Annotated in this window: 24 protein-coding genes; 13 read left to right on the forward strand and 11 right to left on the reverse strand. The window is 63.3% G+C overall.

Going from position 1 to position 22350, the window contains the following annotated elements:
• Positions 1-89: 89 nt before the first annotated feature.
• The gene (locus QQ658_RS12745) at positions 90-1127 is read right to left on the reverse strand and encodes an LLM class flavin-dependent oxidoreductase (protein ID WP_286025214.1); all 1038 of its coding nucleotides are present in this window, start codon (positions 1125-1127) and stop codon (positions 90-92) included.
• Positions 1128-1247: 120 nt separating this feature from the next.
• Between QQ658_RS12745 and QQ658_RS12750 the strand changes: the two genes are divergently transcribed.
• Positions 1248-1880: an NADPH-dependent F420 reductase gene (locus QQ658_RS12750; RefSeq protein WP_286025215.1), complete on the forward strand. Its 633-nt coding sequence runs from the start codon at positions 1248-1250 to the stop codon at positions 1878-1880.
• 38 nt (positions 1881-1918) lie between these two features.
• Here the strand turns inward: QQ658_RS12750 and QQ658_RS12755 are convergent, their stop codons facing one another.
• Positions 1919-2053 (reverse strand): hypothetical protein, encoded by a 135-nt coding sequence (locus QQ658_RS12755; RefSeq protein ID WP_286025216.1) that lies wholly within the window; start codon positions 2051-2053, stop codon positions 1919-1921.
• Positions 2054-2480: 427 nt separating this feature from the next.
• Between QQ658_RS12755 and QQ658_RS12760 the strand changes: the two genes are divergently transcribed.
• From QQ658_RS12760 to QQ658_RS12770, 3 genes are all read left to right on the forward strand, one after another.
• Positions 2481-4490 (forward strand): DUF222 domain-containing protein, encoded by a 2010-nt coding sequence (locus QQ658_RS12760; protein WP_286025217.1) that lies wholly within the window; start codon positions 2481-2483, stop codon positions 4488-4490.
• A gap of 351 nt (positions 4491-4841) precedes the next feature.
• A complete protein-coding gene (locus QQ658_RS12765; protein ID WP_286025218.1) occupies positions 4842-5579 on the forward strand; it encodes a DUF8175 domain-containg protein in 738 nt (245 codons plus the stop codon).
• Between the two features lie 39 nt (positions 5580-5618).
• Positions 5619-5900: a hypothetical protein gene (locus QQ658_RS12770; RefSeq protein ID WP_286025219.1), complete on the forward strand. Its 282-nt coding sequence runs from the start codon at positions 5619-5621 to the stop codon at positions 5898-5900.
• Here the strand turns inward: QQ658_RS12770 and QQ658_RS12775 are convergent.
• Together QQ658_RS12775 and QQ658_RS12780 are read right to left on the reverse strand one after the other, a co-directional pair.
• Positions 5884-6297: a type II toxin-antitoxin system VapC family toxin gene (locus QQ658_RS12775; RefSeq protein WP_286025220.1), complete on the reverse strand. Its 414-nt coding sequence runs from the start codon at positions 6295-6297 to the stop codon at positions 5884-5886. The two genes, QQ658_RS12770 and QQ658_RS12775, sit on opposite strands and share 17 nt — an antisense overlap.
• Positions 6294-6548, reverse strand: coding sequence for a FitA-like ribbon-helix-helix domain-containing protein (locus QQ658_RS12780; RefSeq protein WP_286025221.1), 255 nt, complete (start codon positions 6546-6548; stop codon positions 6294-6296). Before QQ658_RS12780 ends, QQ658_RS12775 begins: the two co-directional genes overlap by 4 nt.
• A gap of 145 nt (positions 6549-6693) precedes the next feature.
• Here QQ658_RS12780 and QQ658_RS12785 point away from each other — a divergent pair, with 145 nt between their 5' ends.
• Positions 6694-8154, forward strand: coding sequence for an RNB domain-containing ribonuclease (locus QQ658_RS12785; RefSeq protein ID WP_286025222.1), 1461 nt, complete (start codon positions 6694-6696; stop codon positions 8152-8154).
• Here QQ658_RS12785 and QQ658_RS12790 read toward each other — a convergent pair whose 3' ends face one another.
• Positions 8155-8994: an Fpg/Nei family DNA glycosylase gene (locus QQ658_RS12790; protein WP_286025223.1), complete on the reverse strand. Its 840-nt coding sequence runs from the start codon at positions 8992-8994 to the stop codon at positions 8155-8157.
• Positions 8995-9309: 315 nt separating this feature from the next.
• Here QQ658_RS12790 and QQ658_RS12795 point away from each other — a divergent pair, with 315 nt between their 5' ends.
• The 6 genes from QQ658_RS12795 (at position 9310) to QQ658_RS12820 (ending at position 17488) form a co-directional block, all read left to right on the forward strand.
• A complete protein-coding gene (locus QQ658_RS12795) occupies positions 9310-9615 on the forward strand; it encodes a thiamine-binding protein (protein WP_286025224.1) in 306 nt (101 codons plus the stop codon).
• A gap of 172 nt (positions 9616-9787) precedes the next feature.
• Complete coding sequence (locus tag QQ658_RS12800) at positions 9788-11425, forward strand: NAD(P)-binding protein (protein WP_286025225.1); 1638 nt, start codon at positions 9788-9790, stop codon at positions 11423-11425.
• A gap of 47 nt (positions 11426-11472) precedes the next feature.
• On the forward strand, positions 11473-15186 hold the full coding sequence (gene nifJ / locus QQ658_RS12805) for a pyruvate:ferredoxin (flavodoxin) oxidoreductase (RefSeq protein WP_286027115.1): 3714 nt from the start codon (positions 11473-11475) through the stop codon (positions 15184-15186).
• 142 nt (positions 15187-15328) lie between these two features.
• A complete protein-coding gene (locus tag QQ658_RS12810) occupies positions 15329-16336 on the forward strand; it encodes a dihydroorotate dehydrogenase-like protein (protein ID WP_286027116.1) in 1008 nt (335 codons plus the stop codon).
• A gap of 146 nt (positions 16337-16482) precedes the next feature.
• Complete coding sequence (locus QQ658_RS12815; RefSeq protein ID WP_286025226.1) at positions 16483-16752, forward strand: type II toxin-antitoxin system prevent-host-death family antitoxin; 270 nt, start codon at positions 16483-16485, stop codon at positions 16750-16752.
• On the forward strand, positions 16739-17488 hold the full coding sequence (locus QQ658_RS12820) for a hypothetical protein (protein ID WP_286025227.1): 750 nt from the start codon (positions 16739-16741) through the stop codon (positions 17486-17488). Before QQ658_RS12815 ends, QQ658_RS12820 begins: the two co-directional genes overlap by 14 nt.
• A 37-nt stretch (positions 17489-17525) precedes the next feature.
• Here QQ658_RS12820 and QQ658_RS12825 read toward each other — a convergent pair whose 3' ends face one another.
• The 6 genes from QQ658_RS12825 to QQ658_RS12850 form a co-directional block, all read right to left on the reverse strand.
• Positions 17526-17807, reverse strand: coding sequence for a hypothetical protein (locus QQ658_RS12825; protein ID WP_286025228.1), 282 nt, complete (start codon positions 17805-17807; stop codon positions 17526-17528).
• Positions 17807-18106 (reverse strand): addiction module antidote protein, encoded by a 300-nt coding sequence (locus tag QQ658_RS12830; protein WP_286025229.1) that lies wholly within the window; start codon positions 18104-18106, stop codon positions 17807-17809. Before QQ658_RS12830 ends, QQ658_RS12825 begins: the two co-directional genes overlap by 1 nt.
• On the reverse strand, positions 18099-18401 hold the full coding sequence (locus QQ658_RS12835; RefSeq protein ID WP_286025230.1) for a type II toxin-antitoxin system RelE/ParE family toxin: 303 nt from the start codon (positions 18399-18401) through the stop codon (positions 18099-18101). The genes QQ658_RS12830 and QQ658_RS12835 overlap by 8 nt, the downstream gene beginning before the upstream one ends.
• Before the next feature lie 74 nt (positions 18402-18475).
• On the reverse strand, positions 18476-20836 hold the full coding sequence (locus QQ658_RS12840) for a heavy metal translocating P-type ATPase (RefSeq protein WP_286025231.1): 2361 nt from the start codon (positions 20834-20836) through the stop codon (positions 18476-18478).
• Positions 20836-21042 (reverse strand): heavy-metal-associated domain-containing protein, encoded by a 207-nt coding sequence (locus QQ658_RS12845; RefSeq protein WP_286025232.1) that lies wholly within the window; start codon positions 21040-21042, stop codon positions 20836-20838. The genes QQ658_RS12840 and QQ658_RS12845 overlap by 1 nt, the downstream gene beginning before the upstream one ends.
• Positions 21043-21082: 40 nt before the next feature.
• Positions 21083-21397 (reverse strand): metal-sensitive transcriptional regulator, encoded by a 315-nt coding sequence (locus tag QQ658_RS12850; protein ID WP_286025233.1) that lies wholly within the window; start codon positions 21395-21397, stop codon positions 21083-21085.
• Positions 21398-21453: 56 nt separating this feature from the next.
• Here QQ658_RS12850 and QQ658_RS12855 point away from each other — a divergent pair, with 56 nt between their 5' ends.
• Both QQ658_RS12855 and QQ658_RS12860 read left to right on the forward strand, forming a co-directional pair.
• Positions 21454-21984 (forward strand): hypothetical protein, encoded by a 531-nt coding sequence (locus QQ658_RS12855; protein WP_286025234.1) that lies wholly within the window; start codon positions 21454-21456, stop codon positions 21982-21984.
• A gap of 23 nt (positions 21985-22007) precedes the next feature.
• Complete coding sequence (locus tag QQ658_RS12860) at positions 22008-22331, forward strand: putative quinol monooxygenase (protein ID WP_286025235.1); 324 nt, start codon at positions 22008-22010, stop codon at positions 22329-22331.
• Positions 22332-22350: the final 19 nt, after the last annotated feature.

Consider the following 22350-nt stretch of genomic DNA (forward strand, 5'->3'; position numbering starts at 1 on the left):
TGTAACACTTCCGCTATACAGCGAGTTGGCCGATCGCTCGCTAAGTCATTCGGCGCCAATTACGAAACGACTTGCGCGAGCGGAGAACGCTAGCCGAGCAGTTCCCGCACCCGGGGGATGACCTGCGTCCCGTAGAGCTCGATCGACTTCATGATCAGCTCGTGCGAGAGCACGCCGGTGCTGACCCGGATCGTCACGCGTCCGGCGTCCAGCAGCTCGATGACCTTCGCGAGCTTGCCGGCGACCGATTCCGGCGAGCCGACGAACAGCGATCCTTGAGCGATCTCCAACTCGAACTGGGCACGGCTCGGGGCCATCCAGCCGCGCTCGCGTCCGAGCTTGGTCATGTAGTCGCGCCACGGCTCGAAGAATTGCTCCTTCGCCTCGTCATCGGTTTCGGCAATGAATCCGGACGACTGGAAGCCGACCGGCAGGCCCGGCTTGCCGAATTCTGCCAGCGACTGGCGGTACCGGTCGGCGATGGGCGCGAACCTGGCGTGCGGTCCGTTGAGAACCGCCACGATGACCGGCAGCCCGTGGCGAGCGGCCCGGATAGCCGATTCCGGGTTGCCGCCCACTGCCACCCACATCGGCAGTGGATCGTCCGACTCGAGTTCGGGATGCAGCGTCACATCGTTCAGGCTCTGGGTGAATGTCCCTTCCCAGGTGACCGGCTGTTGAGTGCGAAGCTTGTCGAGAAGGTCAAGCTTTTCCTCGAATAGCGAACCATAATCGTCCAGGCTGAAACCGAAAAGCGGGAACGATTCGGTGAAAGAACCGCGTCCGACGATGATCTCGGCTCGCCCGTTCGATAGCGCCGCCAGGGTCGCGTAACGCTCCCATAGCCGCACCGGATCGTCCGAGCTGAGGACGGTCACCGACGAACTCAGCCGAAGATTGGTGGTGCGTCCCGCGATATTCGCCAGCACCATGTCAGGAGAGGAAATGGCGTAGTCAGAGCGATGATGCTCGCCGAGACCGAGATAGTCGACGCCCACCTCGTCGGCCAGCACGGCCTCCTCGACGACGTTGCGGACGACCTGTCCGGGCGCGACCGGATTGCCCTGCGCATCGTTGGAGATGTCTGCGAAGCTGTCGATGCCGAACTCGACATTCTTATGCGTCATCGTTTTCTCAACCGTCCCGATTCTCGCGTCATTGCCTGTTGCCCAGGCGTCATCGCCGGGCCGCACAAAATACAGTACGCCGTCCAAACCCGCATTGCCTGGAGTAGCGTTGCGGCCATTATGAGCAAGGTTCTGGGCATCATCGGCGCCGGCAAAGTGGGCACCGCCATCGGACGACTGGCCACCGATTCCGGCTGGCAGGTCTTGTTCTATGACGTGGCTCCGGTCGATCAGGTGGCCGGTGCCACGCTTGCCGAGGGTTCGTCGGACGCCACGTTCGTGAGCCTGCCCGAGTTGCTGAACGCCGCCGACATCGTGTTACTGGCCGTGCCGTTCGGCGCCGCATCCCATGCAGACCTGTCAGCCCTCAGCGGCAAGGTGGTGCTCGATCCGACCAATCATTGGCCCTACGTCGACGGCCCGATGCCCGAGCTGGACGCATGGCCGGATTCCACCAGCGCCCTGCTGGCCGCACACAACCCGAAGATGCGGCTGGTCAAGTCGCTCAACCACTTCAGCTACCACGACTTCACCTCGGACGCCCGCTCCGGCGATGTCTCCCCCAGACGCGCAATGGCGGTGGCTTCGGACGACGCGGACGCTCGCACAATCGTCAGCGAGTTCGTGGACGACATCGGTTTCGACCCGGTGCCGGTGCCCTTCGACCGCGCCAAGCTCCTGGAGCCGGAAGGCCCGGTCTTCGGTCACTGGCTGGACGCGTCCGGGATGCGTGAAGCGCTTCTGCTCAGCTGAGAGCCCTACGACCGGTTGGCTACGCCAATCTGAGAACGTCATGCGATGCCCAGCACGGTGGTCATGATGGCCTGCTGCACCAGCTTCAACGCGGATGTGAATCCGTGCCCGACGAAAGCGGGATGGCCGAAAGCGCCCACGTCTCGTCGAGCCTGATCAGGTGCTCCATTCATTCAGGCTAGCGGCGCATGTGGGACACATCCGAGAGTTGCGGACCCGGGTCCTCTCAACCTTGCCGTTGCTTATTCAGTGCACCCCAGTACTCTCATCACACGGGCAAACTCTCTCGAATCTTTTTTCGATTTATTGCTCGATCCTCCAGTTTTTGTCGGTGTGTTCGAGTAGAGTCTTGTCATGGAGCACACCAGCACTCGTGAACCGGTGGCCGGCCGCCCGACCAGTGCGGCGGTTGAGCCTGCGGTGCTCCCATTCGAGATACCGGACGCAGCACGTTCGAACTCGGCCTGTTCTCACACGACATCCGGCGTCTCTGCTTCTTCGCCTGGCGCCGCAACAATTAACTCGCCGGGGACCGGGCGGATTCAACCTCCGCGAGCCGACCGGGATTCTACCTCCAGCCATGGCGTCGGCACCGCTGATATGACAGCCCTCGCCGACGCCGACCCGTTGTGTGGCACCGAGGCCCTGACTCGTCCGGCCGGCGAGGCCGCAGCCGTGGCAGCCCTTGATTACGCGCACCGGCAAAAACGGGCGTACGAGGTCGCCGAATTGATCGCTATCCTTCACACTGCAGACCTTTGGAAGATGGACGACGAGGTCGTGTTCGAAGGCATGGAACGTCTCATCACCCCCGGCCACGATGGCACCCCTTCGGTCGGCGAATTCGTCGCGCTGGAGCTCGGGCCACTGCTGCAAGTCACCCCGAAATCAGCACTCGACCAGATCGGATTCGCCCTCGACCTCAGACACCGACACCCCCACATGTTCCGGCGCGTCATCGCAGGCAATCTCCACATCTGGAAAGCCAAAGAAGTCGTCAAATGCTGCTGGGTCCTGCCTCTCGACGTCTGCCTCGAAGTGGACGAAAAAGTTGCTCCGATCTTCGAATACCACACCACGGCCAAAGCCATGCGGCTACTCGAAGAGCACATCATCGCCGCCGACGTGGAAACCGCCCGCAAACGAGCCGAAGCCCAACGCCTGCAACGATTCATCAAAATCAGCGCCGTCGACGACGGCCACGTGAAGATCTTCGGCATCGTCAACCCCGAAGACGGGCTCCTGTTCGACTTCATTTTGAAGAAGATCGCCACCACTCTGCCCGAGCACCCGGACCCGCTCATCGGGAACGACTTCGACCAGCGCCGCGCCCGGGCATTGGGCATCTTGTGCCGGCAGTATCAGCAGCCTGGCGCCGACCCCGCAGTGGTGGTCACCCACGGGCCGCCAGCGCCCGATGAACCACCCGAACCAGAGCCACCCGAATTCAGTACCTGCTGGCACACCATCTTCGATGAATCAGCAGGCGATAGCGCTCCTGCCAGTGCGCAACCGGCCCCCACACCTGAACGAGGCGTCAGTTCCCGCGAGCCGAATGATCAGCGCCCCGCCTGGCGACGCAAACTCGACGCCGTTTTTAGGGACGACTCTGCCCAGAACACGAACAAGGGCGCGGACCCGGCCAAACCGGCTCGACCAACAGCTCCTCCGCACCGGCAACCTGCACCATCAGACAGGTCGCAGGACCAAGAATCTACCTGGCGACGCAAACTCGACGCCGTTTTTAGGGACGACTCTGCCCAAAACACGAGCAAGAACGCGGACTCGGCCAAACCGGCTCGACCAACAACCCCTCCGCACCGGCAACCTGCACCATCAGACAGGTCGCAGGACCAAGAATCTACCTGGCGGGAACGGCGCGGCGCGATCTTCGGGAACAGCCCTGCCCATGATGAGGGCAGCAGTGCAAGTCCACCGCCGGATGACCCCGATTACTGGGGGCCACCCGAACTACCCGACCCACCCGAATTCCTCACGACACCAGCACCAGTTACCAGCGAGGGCGGGACTGCGCACCGTTCCGGCAACTCGCCACAGGTCCCGGCCGATCCCAGCATGCCAGCAAGCGCTTCAGCACGCCCGCACCCGTGGCAGCACACCACCATGCCCACCCACACGCTGGTCGTCCACATCAATGCCTGTGACCTGGCACCCGGCACCGCCCGCGTCGACGGCTGGGGACCTCTCCTGACCGAGCAACTTCCCGAGTTCCTGAAAGACTCGAAAGTGGTCGTCCGGCCGATTCTCGACCCCGAGCAGATCAGCCCGTCGGACGCCTACCAGGTGCCCGGCCGGATGCGGTTCGCCATCGAGCAGCGCAACCTGATCGAAGTCTTCCCCTATGGAACCCTTCCCTCGAGTCGCTGCGACATGGATCACACGGTCCCGTTCCAGCGCGGTCCGAACGCACCGGCCGGGCAAACTAACCTCGGCAACCTCGGGCCCCTATCGAGGAAAGCCCACAGGGCGAAGACCAGCGGCAGCTGCCACCTGGAGCAACCCAGCCCCGGCGTGTTCATCTGGAACACCAAACACGGCTACCAGTACGCCATCACCGCCGCAGGTACCACCCGCATCCAGGCGCCGTGATGCCTCCTTGGCAATGCGGTACAGATGAGGCGCCCCATTAAGAGGTCTATCGACAGTCTGATCGCGCGCGTCTACCCACTCCCTTCTGCGTCAAATATCACTTTTTACCTGTAGATGCGTCGCTTTCATCCCCGGTACCTTCTCCAGCTCTCTCGCACGAGAACTGTGACCCGACGGATCTTCTCGCCACCGTCTCTCTAAGATGATCTCAGGTGATGTACCACGCGCGACGACGCTGACGTGTGGCCACCCCCACCCAGTGATAAGGAACCCACAGTGAATTCAACCTCGACAGGGCGATCGTGATAACGGCAGCTTTCCTCGTGGACGCACTCGCAGGATGACACCGTCATGTCCACCGATACCCCGCAACACAGTCCATTCACCCGGCCAGGCTTCATCGCCGCCGCCCTCGTCATCGCGCTCATCGTTGTAGCCGGCGTCATCGTCGGCATCACCCGAAACAAGCCCGAACCCGAGGCGCCACCAGCCACCACAGCCGCGACCACTGGTGAAAGCACCACCGCCAGCGAACCCAGCATCTGTGGTCTCGATGGGGAAGTGCTGACCGGCACACTCACGACCGCGCCCGAAACCACCTGGCAATACCAAGACATCGACGCCTACCCCACCTCACCCAAATACGGGCCAGCAGACACCCGCGACGGCTACAGAATGTGCTACCAACACACCCCCGAAGGAGCCCTCTTCAGTGCTGCGAATGCAGGTATTCAAGGCTCGATGGCCGCTACAGACTTCGAGGCATATCTGGCTTGGATGAACTATTTCGTTTCGGTTGACTGCCCAATCAGAGATCAACTGCTGGATCAGGCAGCGGCCGGCACCGACTCAGATCCGGCGGCCCAACTAAGAATCGAGGGGTTCCGTCTTCTTTCATACAACGCGGGCGACGCACGTGTTGATCTTGCATTCAGCTCGATGGTAGATGGCAGGACCGTGTATATGTCAGGCGTCTATGACCTGGTGTGGGAAAACGGGGACTGGAAAATGTCTCCAACGGACTCGGTAAATCCGTTGCGACTCGCACAGATCCCCGATCTCGCTGGATATGTGGACTGGGGAGAGTGACCAGCAATGGTATGTGCCCCCGGCCAGGTCAAGTGCGTTATGAACCAAGTCGGCGAAGCAGTTGTCGGTGACGCGATCGAGAACCTGAAAAACGCCGTCATGGAAGCCGTCGATTCAGCAGGAGCATCACTCGGCACCCTGTGGGTCAACGTCGGCACCCCCGACCTGACACAGTCCTCCCGTGTGGACACCACGGCTGATCCGCAACAAGCTGTGAGCGGCGTGCTGAGCTATGTGATGTGGATCGGTTTAGCAGTCGGGGTGATCAGGCTGATCATCATCAGCGTGAAGCTCGGACTGCACCTCAATCCCAGGGATTGATTATCTCGACACCTGCATACTCAAAATCTGACACATTGCGAGTCGCCACCGCGAAACTCCGTGAAGCAGCAATCGCGGCAATATACCCATCCGCTACCGCAAGACTGCGGCCCAATCTGCGGGCGTCTACGGCGATTTCTGCGTAGCGACGCGCGGATTCTTGATCAAACGCCAACACACGACCGGCGAACAGCGCCAACAGCCCGTCCGCAGCTTTCCGTAGGCGATCTTTTCGCGCGCCGACCGGCAAGGCGCCGACACCGAAAAGTAGCTCCGCCACAGTGATACTAGAGACATACAAGGTGTCGATGGATTGGCCATCCAACCACGCCTGCACTCGCGCCTCCGGCCTCGGGCGCATCACTTCTGAGATCACATTCGTGTCGAGAACAATCACGGCAGCTCAATCGGTTCCGCCGGAGTCTGGTCACGCACGGCCTCGATCTCGTCGATGTCACGATCGGTGAGCCCAAGATCGCGCCCAAGGTCAGCCAAAGCGCGCCCCAGGTGGATCCTCCGTGCGGGAAGCACCGCTTCCGCCAAGATTTCGCGGACTTCTGCTTCCGCGCTGTGCCCGTGTTGCGCGGCGCGAGCCTTTAGAGCGCGATGGACGTCTTCCGGAACATTCCTCACCGTATATACCGCCACCAGAACACCTCCAAGATCGCGATGACAGCACTATTCTAGTTTGCTGTCACTGGAATCCTGTCATGATCACCACGATCCCGTCGGCTGATTTTTACCTCGTAGTGATTGCCCTCCGCAGGCTCAGCAGCGCGGGTACGCTCAGGCCATGAGTGTCCCGATGACGATGGCCGATCTCGACTTCAGTGCGATCATCGAAAAATTCGAGTTGAGTGAGGCCTTCGCACCGGAGCTGGAGGACGAGGCCAGCCGGGCGTCCGATCGGTTCAGCGAAGGGCGCATTGATGCGCGCAACCTCGAACTGGTCACCATCGACCCACCCGGCTCCAAGGATCTCGATCAGGCCGTCCGCATCGAGCAGGGCACCGAAACAGGCGACGATGGCTTCACCCTTTATTACGCGATCGCCGACGTGGGCGCCTTCGTAGCTCCGGGCAGCCCCCTCGATGCCGAGGCGAAGAGACGCGGGGAGACTATCTATCTGCCCAGCGGAAACATCCCGCTTTATCCACGCGTCCTCACCGAGCAGACTGCGAGCCTGGTCGCAGGCGAAGACCGCCCCGCCGTGCTCTGGCAGATCGAAACCGACGGCACCGGCCTGTTGACTAGCGCCCGGGTCCGCCGGGCAATGGTGCGCGTCCGGGCCCGCCTCGACTACCCCAGTTTGCAGGCCCGATACGACCGTGCCGAATCCCTGCCCGAACCGATCAAACATCTGCCGGAGTTCGGCACGATGAGGCAACAACGCGCCCGCGAGCGCGGCGCTATCGAACTGCACTTGCCGGAGCAGGACCTCGTCCGTACCCCTGACGGCTGGCAGCTACGCCTCGAACCCCGCACCCAGATGGACGCGTGGAACAGCGAATGCTCACTGGCTACCGGGATCGCCGCAGCCCGGATCATGTTCGCCGGAGGCGCCGGCCTGTTGCGCACCTTGCCCGCACCCAGCGACGCGGCAAAATCACAATTCCGGGCAGCAGCAAAGGCCCTCGGCGTCCGGATCATCGATGGCTTCCCGCCGGGCGAAATCTTGGCCCGGTTGGATCTGGCCGACCCTGCCGCCCTGGCTCTGAATGCTGCCGCTACCAAGCTGCTCCGGGGATCAGGGTATTTGGCCTTCTCGTCCCGGCCGCCGCAGCCGGAAGCCTGGCACGCCGGCGTGGCCGGTACCTACGCGCACGCAACCGCGCCTATCCGCCGGCTCGGCGACCGATTCGTGAGCGAGATTTGCCTGGCCTTCGGTGGCGATTGGGCACGCTTGGACGACGAGACCACCCATCTCAGCGGTAACCTCCCCGCCGATATCGCCGAAGCCCTGCCCGAGCTGCCGGGCCTGCTCTCTCGCTCCGGACGCATCGCCTCCGATGTCGAAAACTCCTGCATCAACCTTGCCGAGGCGGTCGCGCTGCAAGACTGCATCGGTCAGGTCTACGACGCCGGCCTGCTGCGCGACGGCGACGAACAACATGACAGCGAGATCTTCGTCTACGAGCCTCCGGTCATCGCCCAATGCCGCGGTGAAGTTCCTGCGGGCCAAAAGGTGCAGGTCCGGCTGGCCGAAGTCGACGTCGACCAGCGAAAGGTGCGGTTCGCGTATCCGGTTGGTTAGCTACAACTCCACCTCGTGGCCCACGGAGCCGGCGGGCTGGCATGAGGGGCACCAGTAGAGATTGCGTCCGGCAAGAGCGGCACCTGCAACCGGAGTGCCGCAGACCCAGCAGGGTTCTCCGAGTCTGCGGTAGACGTAAACCTCGCCGCCGTGCGCATCGACGCGGGGCGGGCGTCCCATCGCCTCGGGCATGTGTGCGGGCGCAACCGTGTCGATCTTGCCGGCTTTGACGGCGTAGGCCATCAGCACGACCAGGTCGGCCCATACCGAATCGAAGATATCGCGAGGGAGCTTCTTGGCCGGCAGCAACGGATCGATGCCGTGCCGAAACAGCACCTCGGCCCTGAAGATGTTGCCGACTCCGGCGAACACCTTCTGATCCATCAGCAGCACGCCGATCGGACGACCGCTGGCATGCACCTTCTTCCAGGCACGCTCGGGGTCGGCGCCCGGACGCAACGGGTCGGGACCCGCCGAAGCGACCACCGCATCGCGCTCGGCCGGGTCGATTAAACGGCACCACTGCGGCCCGCGCAGATCCGCGGCCTGAGTCGGGTCCGCGATGCGCATCCGCAGGGTCGCAGGATGCGGCACCACCCCATCGACCGGGACGAACCACAGTTTGCCGATCAACCCGAGATGAATCCAGACCGTTCGTCCACCCTCGAAATCGATCAGCAGATGCTTGCCCACCGCATCCGCGGACACCAACTCGGTGCCGTTCAAGAGAGCGGACGCTGCAGCGAACCGCCCTTGCGGGCTCGCCACCTGAACCTCACGGTGCCCGAATCTGGCGGTGATCGCCGAACTGAGGCGGTGAATGACATGACCTTCGGGCACGGCCGCAAGTGTATGCCGAATCCCAGCGTCCACCGGCTCTTCCACCACCCGCGTCAGGCCGTAGCAGAAAGCAGGAAACTTTTGGAGATTGTCACAACAAATGGCGCATTACGGGATCCAAGCCACGCCAACCACGGCGCGCGATACTCCTGCGATCGCGCCAGACAGGGCCCGACAGATCTTTGAAGAGTCGCCTCAGGGTTCAAGGGCGGAAGTCCTCGCACACGATTCGCCGGCCCCGATGTTCCAGGGCGCAGCAGGCGTAATCATCACTTGCCACCGGCTCACACCTTCGATCCGAACTAGGCTGAAGGCATGTTAGTCGCATTCTCTATCACTCCATCCGGATCCGGCCCCGATGGCGCCGTGCACGATGCGGTCGCCGCCGCTGTCGAGGTCATCCGCGCATCAGGGCTACCCAACCACACCGACTCGATGTTCACTACGATCGAGGGCAACTGGGACGAATGCATGGCCGTCATCAAGAAGGCCTGCGACAAGGTCGGCGAATCCGATCCCAGGGTCTCGCTCGTCCTCAAAGCCGACATCCGGCCCGGCTACAGCGGCGAGATGACCGGCAAGGTGGACCGGTTGGAGGAAGCTCTAAAGACCCGTCAGTAAGCACGGGCAAAGATAGGATACCCTTAGCCGACTAGGCAATTGAGCACTAGTAAAGTGACCGCCAAGAACGCATTCGTGACAGGTGCGCGGTCGCAACTGATCAGCGGAAGGGCAAATGATTCCGCCCCGGTGATCGTGTACCGAAGCGATCATCGAGGGCAGGGATTTTGCGATGACGACGACCGACGGTCAACTAGATATAACCCAACTACCTGATCTGGCCGAGGGTACCGGCCGGGTTACCCCGGTTCGCAGTCGCCGGCCGATCTATGTCGATCTGCTGCCGCCCTGCAACAACGCCTGCCCCGCGGGCGAGAACATCCAGGAGTGGCTGCGGCTGATCAAGGAGGGCCAAGCCGAAGCCGCGTGGCGGCAGCTGACCCGTGACAATCCTTTCCCCGCCATTCACGGCCGGGTTTGCTACCACCCTTGTGAGGTGGCCTGCAACCGCCGCGACCTGGATTCCGCGGTCTCCATTCATTCGGTTGAGCGCTATCTCGGCGACCAGGCCATCGAGAACGATTGGCACTTCAGCAAGCCCCGCAACAACACCGGTTACCGGGTGCTGATCATCGGTGCCGGGCCGTCGGGCTTGTCGGCCGCCTACCATCTGGCCAGGGTCGGCCACGAGGTCGAGATTCACGACGCCGGCGAGAAGCCGGGCGGCATGATGCGCTACGGCATCCCCGAATACCGGCTTCCCCGCGACGTCGTCGATGCCGAGATCAAGCGGGTCGAAGACCTCGGGGTCAAGATCGTCCTCAACCACTCCGTCAAAGACCTGCTGCGAGAGCAGCGCGAGGGCAATTTCGACGCGGTCTTCATCGCTGTCGGCGCTCACCTGTCGAAGCGCGTCGAGATCCCCAGCATGGACGCCGGCAAGATGGTCGACGCCGTCGACTTCCTGCGTAACGTCGCGTCCGGCGAGAAGCCGAAGATCGGACGCAGAGTCGCCGTCTATGGTGGCGGTAACACGGCCATGGACGCTGCCCGCACCGCCCGCCGGATGGGCGCCGAAGAGGCAGTCATCATCTACCGCCGTAGCCAGGAGCAGATGCCGGCCCACGCGGAGGAACTCACCGACGCCGAGCAAGAGGGCGTCAAGGTGCACTGGTTGCGCACCATCAACGAGGTCGATGCCGACGACATCGAGGTCGAGATCATGGAGCTCGACGAGTGGGGCAAGCCGCATGGCACCGGCAAGTTCGAGAAGCTGCCCGCCGACACCGTGATCATGGCTGTCGGCCAGGTCGCCGACACCGGATTCCTGCACAGCCTGCCCGGCCTGCAATTCGTCAACGATGTCGTCCAGGTTGATCCCACCACTTTGATGACCGACGTGCCCGGCATCTTCGCCGGTGGCGACGCGGTGCCCTCCGAGCGCACCGTCACCGTCGGCACCGGGCATGGCAAGAAGGCCGCCAAGATGATCGACGCCTGGCTGAACCGCCGCCGGGTGCTGCCGACCGTCAAGCACCCGGGTGTCGGCTTCGACGACCTGCACCTGTGGTACTTCGGCGATCATCCGCGCAGCATCCAGTCCGAACTTGATCCCAGTGAGCGCGTCGCCGATTTCGACGAGATCGTGCAGGGTCTGACCGAAGACCAGGCCAACTTCGAGGCCCGCCGTTGCCTTTCCTGCGGCAACTGCTTCGAGTGCGACGGCTGCTTGGGGGCCTGCCCCGAAGACGCCGTCATCAAGCTCGGCAAGGGCCACAGATATCGCTTTGATTACGAGAAATGCACAGGTTGTGCAACCTGTTACGACCAGTGCCCGGCGCACGCTATCGAAATGATTGCGGAGAAGTGATGACAACCACGACCACCGACAACAAGATTCCTGCTCCCCACCCCAACATGCTGGGTGCCGAGGATCCGGTCGCCAACCTCGACCGCGACGAGCCCGCCGCCGAGCCCACCGAGGTGCGCTCCATCGTCGACGGCAACACTGCCGCGGCCGACGTCGCCTTCCGGGTCAACGAGCTCTGCTCGATCTATCCGATCACCCCGAGCTCCCCGATGGCAGAGCTCGCGGACGAATGGTCGGCCTTCGATCGTCCGAACATCTGGGGCGAGGTGCCCTCGGTGATGGAGATGCAGTCCGAGGCCGGCGCCGCCGGCGCCATGCACGGCGCCCTGCAGGCCGGAGCGCTGTCGACGACCTTCACGGCATCTCAGGGATTGCTGTTGATGATCCCGAACATGTTCAAGATCGCCGGCGAGCTGACCAGCACCGTCATGCACGTCGCGGCCCGCTCGCTGGCCACCCAGGGCCTGTCGATCTTCGGCGACCATCAGGACGTGATGGCGGCCCGCCAGACCGGTTGGGCGATGCTGGCCTCCACCTCGGTGCAGGAATGCCACGACAATGCGCTGATCGCGCAGAACGCCACCTTGCATTCGCGCGTGCCGTTCATGCACTTCTTCGACGGCTTCCGCACCAGCCACGAGCTGAACACCTGCATGATGCTCAGCGACGACGTGCTGCGCGCCATGATCCCGGACGAACTGGTGCGCGAGCACCGCCGCCGGGCGCTCAGCCCCGAGCACCCGTTCATCCGCGGCACCGCGCAGAACCCGGACGTCTACTTCCAGGGACGCGAGTCCGCGAACCCGTTCTACCTTGCCACACCGGGTATCGTGCAGCAGGCCATGGACGACTTCGCGCGTCTGACCGGGCGCCAATACCACCTGGTCGACTACGTGGGTGCCCCGGACGCCGACCGGATCGCGGTCGTGATGGGTTCGGGCGCAGAGGTGATCCAGCAGGCGGTCAAGTACCTGAACGAATCCGGCCAGAAGACCGGCGTGCTGATCGTTAGGCTCTATCGTCCGTTCCCCACCGAACAGCTTCTCGCGGCCATTCCCCAGACCGTGAAGAAGATCGCGGTGCTGGACCGCACCAAGGAGCCCGGCTCCGAGGGCGAGCCGCTGTTCCTCGATGTCACCGCAGCGTTGGCGGAAGCTGTCGGCATGGGCAAGCGCGAGACGATGCCTCGCATCATCGGCGGCCGCTACGGCCTGTCGAGCAAGGACTTCACCCCGGCCATGGCCGCGGCGATCTTCGACGAGCTCAGCAGCGACAACCCGCGTCCGCGGTTCACCGTCGGCATCAATGACGACGTGACCCGGCTGTCGCTCGACTACGATCCGCACATCGACCTGGAGGATCCGCTGACCAAGCGGGCCGTGTTCTACGGCATGGGTTCGGACGGCACCGTCGGCGCCAACAAGAACACCATCAAGATCCTCGGCTCGGACTCCGACACCTACGCCCAGGGCTACTTCGTCTACGACTCGAAGAAGTCCGGGTCCAGGACCACCAGCCACCTGCGGTTCGGTCCCGATCCGATCAAGGCCCCCTATCTGGTGAACAAGGCGTCGTTCATCGGCTGCCACCACTGGTCGATCCTGGAACGCATCGACGTCCTGGAGTTCGCCCGCAAGGCCATCTACAACGAAGCCGGCGAGCGGGTCAGCGGCACCACCTTGCTGATCAACTCCCCCTTCGAGGCCGACCAGGTCTGGGATCATCTGCCGGCCCCGATGCAGCAGAAGATCATCGACAACGACATCTTGTTGTATGCAATCAACGCCAACGAGGTGGCCCGTACCGCAGGCCTGGGCGGGCGGACCAACACGGTGCTGCAGACCTGCTACTTCGCGATCTCGGGTGTGCTGCCCTCCGATGTGGCGATCGAACGCATCAAGCAGTCGATCACCAAGACCTACTCGCGTAAGTCGATGGAGATCGTCCGCAAGAACCATGTCGCGGTGGACGAAGCAGTCGCGCACCTGCACAAGATCGAGGTGCCCGAAACCGCCACCAGCGATCACGGCTATCTTGCGCCGGTGCCGGCGTCCGCCCCCGATTTCGTGCAGGACGTGACAGCGACCATGCTGATCGACAAGGGCGACACCCTTCCGGTCAGCAAGCTGCCGGTCGACGGCTCCTTCCCGAGCGGCACGACCCGCTATGAGAAGCGCAACATCTCCGACATCATCGCGGTGTGGGACCCCGAAACCTGCATTCAGTGCGGCAATTGCTCGTTCGTCTGCCCGCACGCCGTGATCCGTGCCAAGCACTACCCGGCTGCCTCTCTCGACGGTGCGCCCGAAGGTTTCGATTCGGCACCGTTGGACGCGGCAGGCCTGCCCGGCTCGCGTTACACGCTGCAGATCTACGCCGAGGACTGCACCGGCTGCGGCCTGTGCGTGGAGGCCTGCCCGGTCTCCCCGATCGGTCAGCCGCAGCGCAAGGCGATCAACCTGGCGCCGGTGCTGGAACGAAGCAAGCAGCGCAACAATGTCGAATTCTTCGAGAAGATCCCCCGGCCGAAGCGTAGCCGGGTCAACTTCTCGTCGGTGCGTGGTGTGCAGTTCCTCACCCCACTGTTCGAGTTCTCGGGTGCCTGCTCGGGTTGCGGCGAAACCCCGTATCTGAAGTTGCTGACCCAGCTGTTCGGTGATCGGCTGCAGGTCGCCAACGCGACCGGCTGCTCGTCCATCTACGGCGGCAACCTGCCGACCACACCCTGGGCGAAGAACGAGGACGGCAGGGGCCCCGCCTGGTCGAACTCCTTGTTCGAGGACAACGCCGAGTTCGGGCTGGGCATGCGGCTGGCCGCCGACCTGCACAATTCGCTGGCCAAGCGGCGCCTGGAGCAGTTGCGTGCCGATATCGACGACGATGCGCTGGTCGACAGCCTGCTGAGCGGTCCGCAGGAAAGCATGCACGAACTGCGCATTCAGTACCGGCAGATGCAGAAGCTCTACGAGAAGCTCGATCAATTGAGCGGCCCGCTGGTCGATGATCTGCGTTCGGTCGCCGATCATCTGCTGCGCCGCTCGGTGTGGATCATCGGTGGCGACGGCTGGGCCTACGACATCGGCTCGGGTGGTCTCGACCATGTGCTGGCGTCCGGACGAAATGTGAACGTGCTGGTGATGGATACCGAGGTCTACTCGAACACCGGCGGCCAATCGTCCAAGTCGACCCCGCTGGGCGCGGTCGCCAAGTTCGCCACCGGCGGCAAGACGACCAACAAGAAGGATCTGGCCATGCAGGCTGTCGCCTACGGCCACGTCTATGTGGCCCGGGTCGCGCTGGGCGCCGATCCGCAGCAGACGCTGAAGGCGTTCCGTGAGGCCGAGGCCTATGACGGCCCGAGCCTGATCATCGCCTACAGCCACTGCATCAGCCACGGCATCGACATGCGCAAGGGCTTGGAGCAGCAGTACAAGGCGGTGGCCTGCGGGCACTGGCCGCTGATGCGCTTCAACCCCGTGCTGCGCGACGAGGGCATGAACCCGTTCCTGCTCGACTCGCCTCGTCCGCGGATCACGCTGAAGGAGTACCGCTCGTCCGAGTTGCGCTTCAAGATGCTGACCCAGTCCGACCCGGAAGAGGCCGAGCGGCTGCTCGAAATCGGTCAGCAGCATGTGCTGCGCCGCTATGCCGAATATGAGCAGATGGCGGGTCGTCCGGCCGAGATGTTCAGCGCTGATGCCCGCAAATCCGTCAACGGCAACGCCGGCGCGGTGCCCGCCACCAGCAGCAAGGAGGCCTGAGATGGTGGAGTTCGATCCCGATGCCTTGCAAGCCGCTGCAGAGTCGGCCCGGCTGAAATCGGCGATGGGCAGCAATGCCACCGACCAGTTGGCTCCCGCCTCCGCCTTGATCGAGGACGAGGAGCCGGCCGCCCCGGAGGCCATCAACGACCTGCGGACCCGCTACATGGGTTTGCAGTTGCGCAATCCGCTGGTGGCCTCGGCCGGTCCGTTGAGTCAGACGCTCGATGGCATCAAATCGCTCGCCGGTGGTGGCGTGGGCGCGATCGTGATGTACTCGCTGTTCGAGGAGCAGATCCGTCACGAGGCTGCGCGCGAGACCGAGATGATGGACCGCAGCGCCGAGAGCTTCGCCGAGGCGCTGAGCTACTTCCCGACCGAGCCGAGCAACGAGTCGGGCCTGGTGCACAGCTATCTGCAGCTGATCGAGAAGGCGGCGCCGGTGATCGACGTGCCGCTGATCGCCAGCCTCAACGGCTCCGCCAAGGGCGAATGGTCGGGCATGGCCCGTCGGATGGTCGACGCCGGGGCGTCCGGTATCGAGTTGAACGTCTATTACCTGCCCGAAGATCTGCAGGTCTCGGGCCGCGAGGTCGAGCAGCGGTACGTCGACATCGTGGCGGACGTGAAGCAGAAGGTCAGCGTCCCGGTCGCGGTGAAGCTGAGCCCGTTCTTCTCGAGCTTCGGCGAGATGGCGCGCAGGCTCGACGAGGCCGGCGCGGATGCGCTGGTGTTGTTCAACCGGTTCTTGCAGCCCGACATCGATCTCGATCAGCTTCAGGTCATCTCCGGCTTTGATCTGTCGAATCCGGACGAGGCGAAGCTGCCGCGCAGCTGGATCTCCGCGCTGTATCGCCGGGTCAGTGCCTCGCTGGCCGCAAGTACCGGTGTCGAGACCACCCAGGACGTGGTGAAGTATCTACTGGCCGGTGCCGACGTAGTGATGACAACCGCGGCGCTGGTACGCAACGGCAGTTCGTATGCCGGCCAGTTGGTCGACGGTGTGACCTCATGGTTGAACCGCCGCCAGCTGACCCTCAATCAGGCTCGCGGCATGCTCGCTGTTCCGGCCGGGGCGGACGCGGACGAGTACGCGCGTTCGGGTTACGTCTCGGGTCTGGAGCGGGCCAAGAAGACCTACGCCAAGTAAGCGTCTATTCCACGGGGTGGCGAACTCCCCGCCGTGTTCAGTCCGGCGGGGAGTTCGCTTTTCCGGGTTTCCTCTGCCCAGCCCGTCTCGGTTCGCCCCGTACCGATAGTTCGAACTTTTAAGCATCTCTTTGCTACAGTTGGTGCATGTCCGCCGTTCTTCATGTGCCTGCCGCCCTTGCCACCAAGAAGGGTGCCGGCTACCTCGCAGAGCAGGCCGGCGATCAAACTGTCGTCCTCACCAACCACGGCAAGTCGACGGCCGTTGTCATGAGCCCTGAGAACTTCGATGAACTGCAGCGCGCTCTGAGGGAGGCTGCGAACCGTTTGATCAGTGGGGTTACGGATCTCGTCGCCGAGGGCGCGACATTTCGATCCGTCGAGGACGCCAGGCAGCGTCTGCATGTTGACCGGTGAGCATTTTCCCGGCGATCAAGCCGAAGTCGTCATCTCGGACGACGTCACAGAATGGATGATCGACAACATCACCGACTCTCAGCGAGACGAGGTACTGGACGATGTCGTCGCGCTCTTCACGCAACCATGGGGAAAGCACCCACTATCCAACCGCAATGCCGCAGATCATCTCGCCGGATTCAATACCGCGACGACCTTGCGCGGTGATTACCGCATCGTGTTCCGCAGTACGGTTACCAGTGCCGGAACCGGACTCATCCAGGTCGTGGCGATCGGACGACGGACCGACTCCCGCGTCTACGACGCCGTCAATGCCCTGCTCTGCTGTGGGCACCTCGATCCCTCCCTGGAGCAACAGATCTGGGATCTTCTCAAGATCTTCGAGGACACCGCGGAGCGGTTCGGCCTCGAGTTGTGGGACTACCAGCCGCAACCGGCATCTGCCGGCCTCGTCAAGGCTGCGGTCGTAACAGGGGCGCTTACCCGCGAAGTGGCCGAGCGGCTCTCAGCGGACGAGATCACTGCGGCGCTCGAGGAGGCCTGGGATCCCGACACCGGCGAGCTCGATCCTGAGCGCGCCTTGAAGGCCGCGCTGCGACGTGTCGCCTCCAGTTCGGACCCTGAGCAGATCCTCAAAGTGCGTTCGGAGCCGCGCTGCGGCGCATACATGGTCCGGGCAAAGGCCCCGTGCATCCGCAGGCGCGGTCATCCCGGTGCCCACCGGGCGACCGCTTAGCGGGCCCATGCAGAATCGCCTCGAACAATCTGACCGGTCATTCACCGGCCTCATACTGCGCAATGCTCTCTTCAGTATCCGGCAGGAGCACTGCATCGACCTCCGCAAGGTCGTCCAGGTACTCGTGGTCCGGTGTCTCGGTCTCGAGAGCAGTCCTCAACTCAGTATGCCGGCGTGCTTGAAGCATTTGCTCAATCAACTGACCGGGCGTCAGGTTTGCTGCCCGAGCCGCATCACGAACATCATCACGAACGGCGCGGGGAACCTTGATAACGGCCATATCGGCCATGCTCAGCTCTCCCGCAACCTCGATACTCATCAACTGACCGTCTCGAAGTGAAGCTTGAGTCCCAGCGCGCTCGCGACTTTCATAATGGTGGCAAAGCTAGGATTACCGTCTGCGGAAAGCGCCTTATAGAGCCCCTCCCGGCTCATGCCCACTCGGCGGGCAAGCTGGCTGAGATTGCCGGAGCGGGCAATCGTACCCAGCGCATTCGCGATCAGGGCCGGATCGTCGCTATCTTCGAGCGTCGCCTCCAGATAGGCAGCAGCGTCGCCAAGGCTACTCAGATAGTCGGCACCGTCATAGGAGCTAAATTGCTCAGCCGAATCATTCATTGCTTATCCATTCCCGAGCGATGCGGTGCGCGTTCTCAATATCGCGCTGTTGGCTTGACTTGTCGCCACCACACAGCAACAAAATCAGCCGGGAACCACGTTGCAAGTAGTAGACCCGATATCCGGGCCCATAATCGATGCGCAACTCCCAAATCCCGGCTCCGACCGATTTCGCATCACCACGATTACCAGCAGAGAGACGATCGATCCTTGCCAAGATACGACCAGCACCCTGCCGGTCCCTAAGTCTGGTCAGCCAACGGTCAAACGTCGTACTCTTGACGACCTCCACCATGCGTCAACTGTAGTTCACAGTAGCGCAAAGGGCAATACAACCTCGGGCAAAGACACCGCTTGGATCGCCGCCGATCAGTGCTTGGGCTTCCAGGTGCGCAGCCGCAGGCTATTCGTCACCACGAATACCGAGCTGAAGGCCATCGCCGCACCGGCGAACATCGGGTTCAGGTAGCCCAGCGCGGCGACCGGGATCGCACACACGTTGTAGATGAACGCCCAGAACAGGTTGCCGTGGATGGTGTTGAGCGTCCGGCGGGAGAGCCGGATGGCGTCCGCGGCCAGCATCAGATCGTGGCGCATCAGCGTCAGGTCGGACGCGGCGATCGCTGCGTCGGTGCCCGACCCCATCGCGATGCCCAGGTCGGCCTGAGTCAGCGCGGCGGCGTCGTTCACGCCGTCGCCGATCATCGCGACCGGAGTCTGGCCGTCTTGCTGCAGCTCGGTGACCACATCGAACTTGTCGCCCGGCAGCACCTCGGCGCGCACGCCGTCGATGCCCACCTGTGCAGCCACGTATTCGGCAGCGGCCTGATTGTCGCCGGTCACCATCACCGTGGTCAGACCCAGCCCGTGCAGCGCCTCGACGGCGTCGGCCGCGCCCGGATCCACCTTGTCTGACACCCCGACCAGGCCGATGACCCGGCCCGCGTGAGCGACCAGAACGGTGCTGGCACCCCGCTTCGCGGCGTCTTGGGCGGCCCGAGTCAACGGTTCTGGAACGTCGAGGCCGAGGTCAGCCATCAAGGCAGGATTTCCGGCGGCTGCCGGTTGCCCGTCGACGGTCGCCCGGACGCCCCGGCCCGGCACATTGCTGAAGTTTTCCAAAGTTTGCAGTACCGGCGTGCCGCTCAGCTTGGATTCGGGATCTTGAAGTTCAGCAAGCACTGGTGACATCAACGGCTGGTCCTCGCTCGCTTGCCCATCGCTAATACTTTGCTGAGCAGCGGGATCGCCTTGATAAGCCCTGACGATCGCTCTCGCAATCGGGTGCTCGGACGCCGATTCCAGAGTCGCGGCCAGCCTCAGCACCTCATCGGCGCCGACACCCTCGGCCGGGACGACCGTTTCCAGACTCATCTGACCCGCGGTGATGGTGCCGGTCTTGTCGAGGGCGATCACCTTGATGCGGTGCGCCTCTTCGAGAGCTTCCGGTCCGCGGATCAGAATGCCCAACTGCGAACCCCGCAACGATCCGGCCAACAGCGCGGTCGGAGTCGCCAACCCAAGCGCGCACGGGCAGCTGATGATCAGCACCGAGACCGCGGCGGTGATCGCGAAGGTCGCCGACTCACCCAGCAGCAGCCAGACAACCAGAGTGATCAGCGCCAGCGAGATGACGATCGGCACGAAGATGCCGGAGATCTTGTCGGCCAGCGCCTGCGAACGGGACTTGCCGGTCTGGGCAAGCTCCACCAGATGGGCGATCTGCGACAGCTGGGTGTCGGAGCCGACCGCCGTCGCGCGGACGACCAGTCGTCCGGTCGTGTTCACCGACGCGCCCACCACAGTGCTGCCAGGATGCACGTCGACCGGCAGTGACTCGCCGGTGATGACCGAGTTGTCGACGGCCGAATCGCCGCTGACGACCACACCGTCGGTGGCCACCTTCTCACCCGGACGCACGATGAACTCATCGTCGGTCCCGAGCTTTTCGATCGGCAACGTCACCTCTACGCCATCGCGCAGCACGGTCACCGATTTGGCGCCGACCTCGGCCAAGGCACGCAGCGCGGAGCTGGCGTCCTGCCTGGAACGCGCCTCGATATAGCGTCCGGCAAGGATGAATGTGATGATGCCGACCGCGGCCTCGAAGTAGACCGAGCTCAGCTCGTGGTCGTGCGAGAGGCTGAGCGTCCAGTGATGGGTCATGCCGATCATGCCGGCGTTGCCGAAGATCAGAGCGACCAGCGACCAGATATAGGCGGCGCTGGTGCCCAGGCTGATCAGCGTGTCCATGGTGGCCGCGCCGTGGCGAAGATTCACCAGGGTCGAGCGGTGGAACGGCCAGGCGGCCCAGGTGACCACCGGGGTGGCCAGCACCAGGCTGACCCACTGCCAGCCGGGGAATTGCAGCGGCGGGATCATCGCCATCGCGATGACCGGCACCGCAAGCGCCGCCGAGGTGATCAGGCGGCGCTTGATCTCGGCCGCCCGGTCGCGCGGCGGGGCGTCGGGGACGGGCAGAGCGGCGTCGTATCCCGCAGCTTGCACGGTCGAGATGAGATCATCGGCGGTCAGCTCGGCGGGAGCCACCACATGGGCCTTCTCGGTCGCGTAGTTGACGCTCGCCTGCACTCCGCCAAGCTTGCCCAGCTTCTTCTCGATACGTGCCGCACACGAAGCACAGGTCATGCCCTGCACATCGAGTTCGATGATCTGACTCGCCGGGGCAGGCGTTTCGGGCCGGACGCCGTCTGTCGTCCCTACTGACATCAGACCAGCGCCACCTTGTAGTCGCCCGCTTCGGCGACGGCTTCTTCGACCTTCGCCAGGTCGATGGCGGCGTCGCTGGTGACAGCCATCGGGCCGGCCTGCTCGACCTTCACATCGGTGACGCCGGGGATGGCCGAGACCTCTTCGGTGACATGGTTCACGCAGTGTCCGCAGGTCATTCCGGTAACGACGTAATTGGTGATCATGGTGGTACCTTCCGGGTTTGGTGTTGTTTCTCGTGTCGAGCTAAGAACGGACCAATCTCGCGATCGCCTTGCTGGCCTCGTCCAGCTTCTGCTTGGCCGCATCGTCGCCCTGTTTAGCGGCGTCGAGAACGCATGAGTTCATGTGATCGTCCAGCAGGCCGAGCGCCACGGATTGCAGGGCGCTGGTGGCAGCCGAGATCTGGGTCAGCACATCGATGCAGTACTTCTCGTCCTCGACCATCCGCGCGATGCCGCGCACCTGACCCTCGACCCGGCGCAACCTCGAAAGGTAGGCGTCCTTATCGTTGAGATAGCCATGGTGATGCCCGTGCATCTCGCATTCGTCCACGCTCATGTCAACCACCATACCCCCCTAGGGTATGGACGCAAGGGGCGCACTACCGTTGAGTCATGGATATTCTCTTGCTCGGTGGACAGACCCCACGTCATCTCGAGTGGTCGCATCAGATCGCAGACGGCCTTTCGGCCTTCGGGCACCGGGTCGTACCTCTCGAATACGCCAATTGGCTGGATCAGACCGCGGTCACCGATGTCGAGAGTGAGGTGACGGCGGCCACCAAACTGGCCGAAGGCCTGACGAGCCCCGTCATCGTCGCGAAGTCGATCGGCACCGTGATCGCAACCCTTGCGATCGGACGCGGCGGTATCCGACCATCCGGCGAAGTCTTCATGGGTATGCCGCTTGCGATGTGGCAGCAGAGCCCGGAAGCGACCGGATACCTGCCGGGATTGCCGCCGCTGACCGCGGTACAAAATGAGCACGATCCGGTGGGTGAAGCCAGCGATGCTCTTGGGCTTGTCACCGGTCACACTCCCGGCACCTGGTGGTTCGAGACGATTCCCGGAGTCGCCACCCACGACTATGTGGACGCGCCCGCCATCGCGAGATGGGCCGACCACTGCGGGCACAACCCGGCATAGTCCAAGGCGGCTAGAATCGCCGCATGTACTTCATCGTGGTCAAGTACCAAGTCAAACCCGAATTCGTCGAGAACTTTGTGGAGTTGAACTCCGTATTCACGAACGCCACCCGGGGCGAAGAAGGCAACCTGTGGTTCGACTGGTATCGCAGCGTGGACGACCCGAACCAGTATTTGCTCGTCGAGGGCTTCCTCGACGACGATGCCGCCAGTCGCCATGTCAATTCCGAACACTTCGCGAATGGACTGGAAACCATGCGTCCGATGCTGGTCAGCACTCCGAAGATCATCTCCCGCAAGGTCGAAGGATCGAGCTGGGACGAGATGGGCGAACTCCAGATCGACTGATCCGACCGGGCATAATCTG

Origin of the sequence: Propionimicrobium sp. PCR01-08-3 (assembly GCF_030286045.1) — a bacterium.
Lineage (GTDB): Bacteria > Actinomycetota > Actinomycetes > Propionibacteriales > Propionibacteriaceae > Brooklawnia.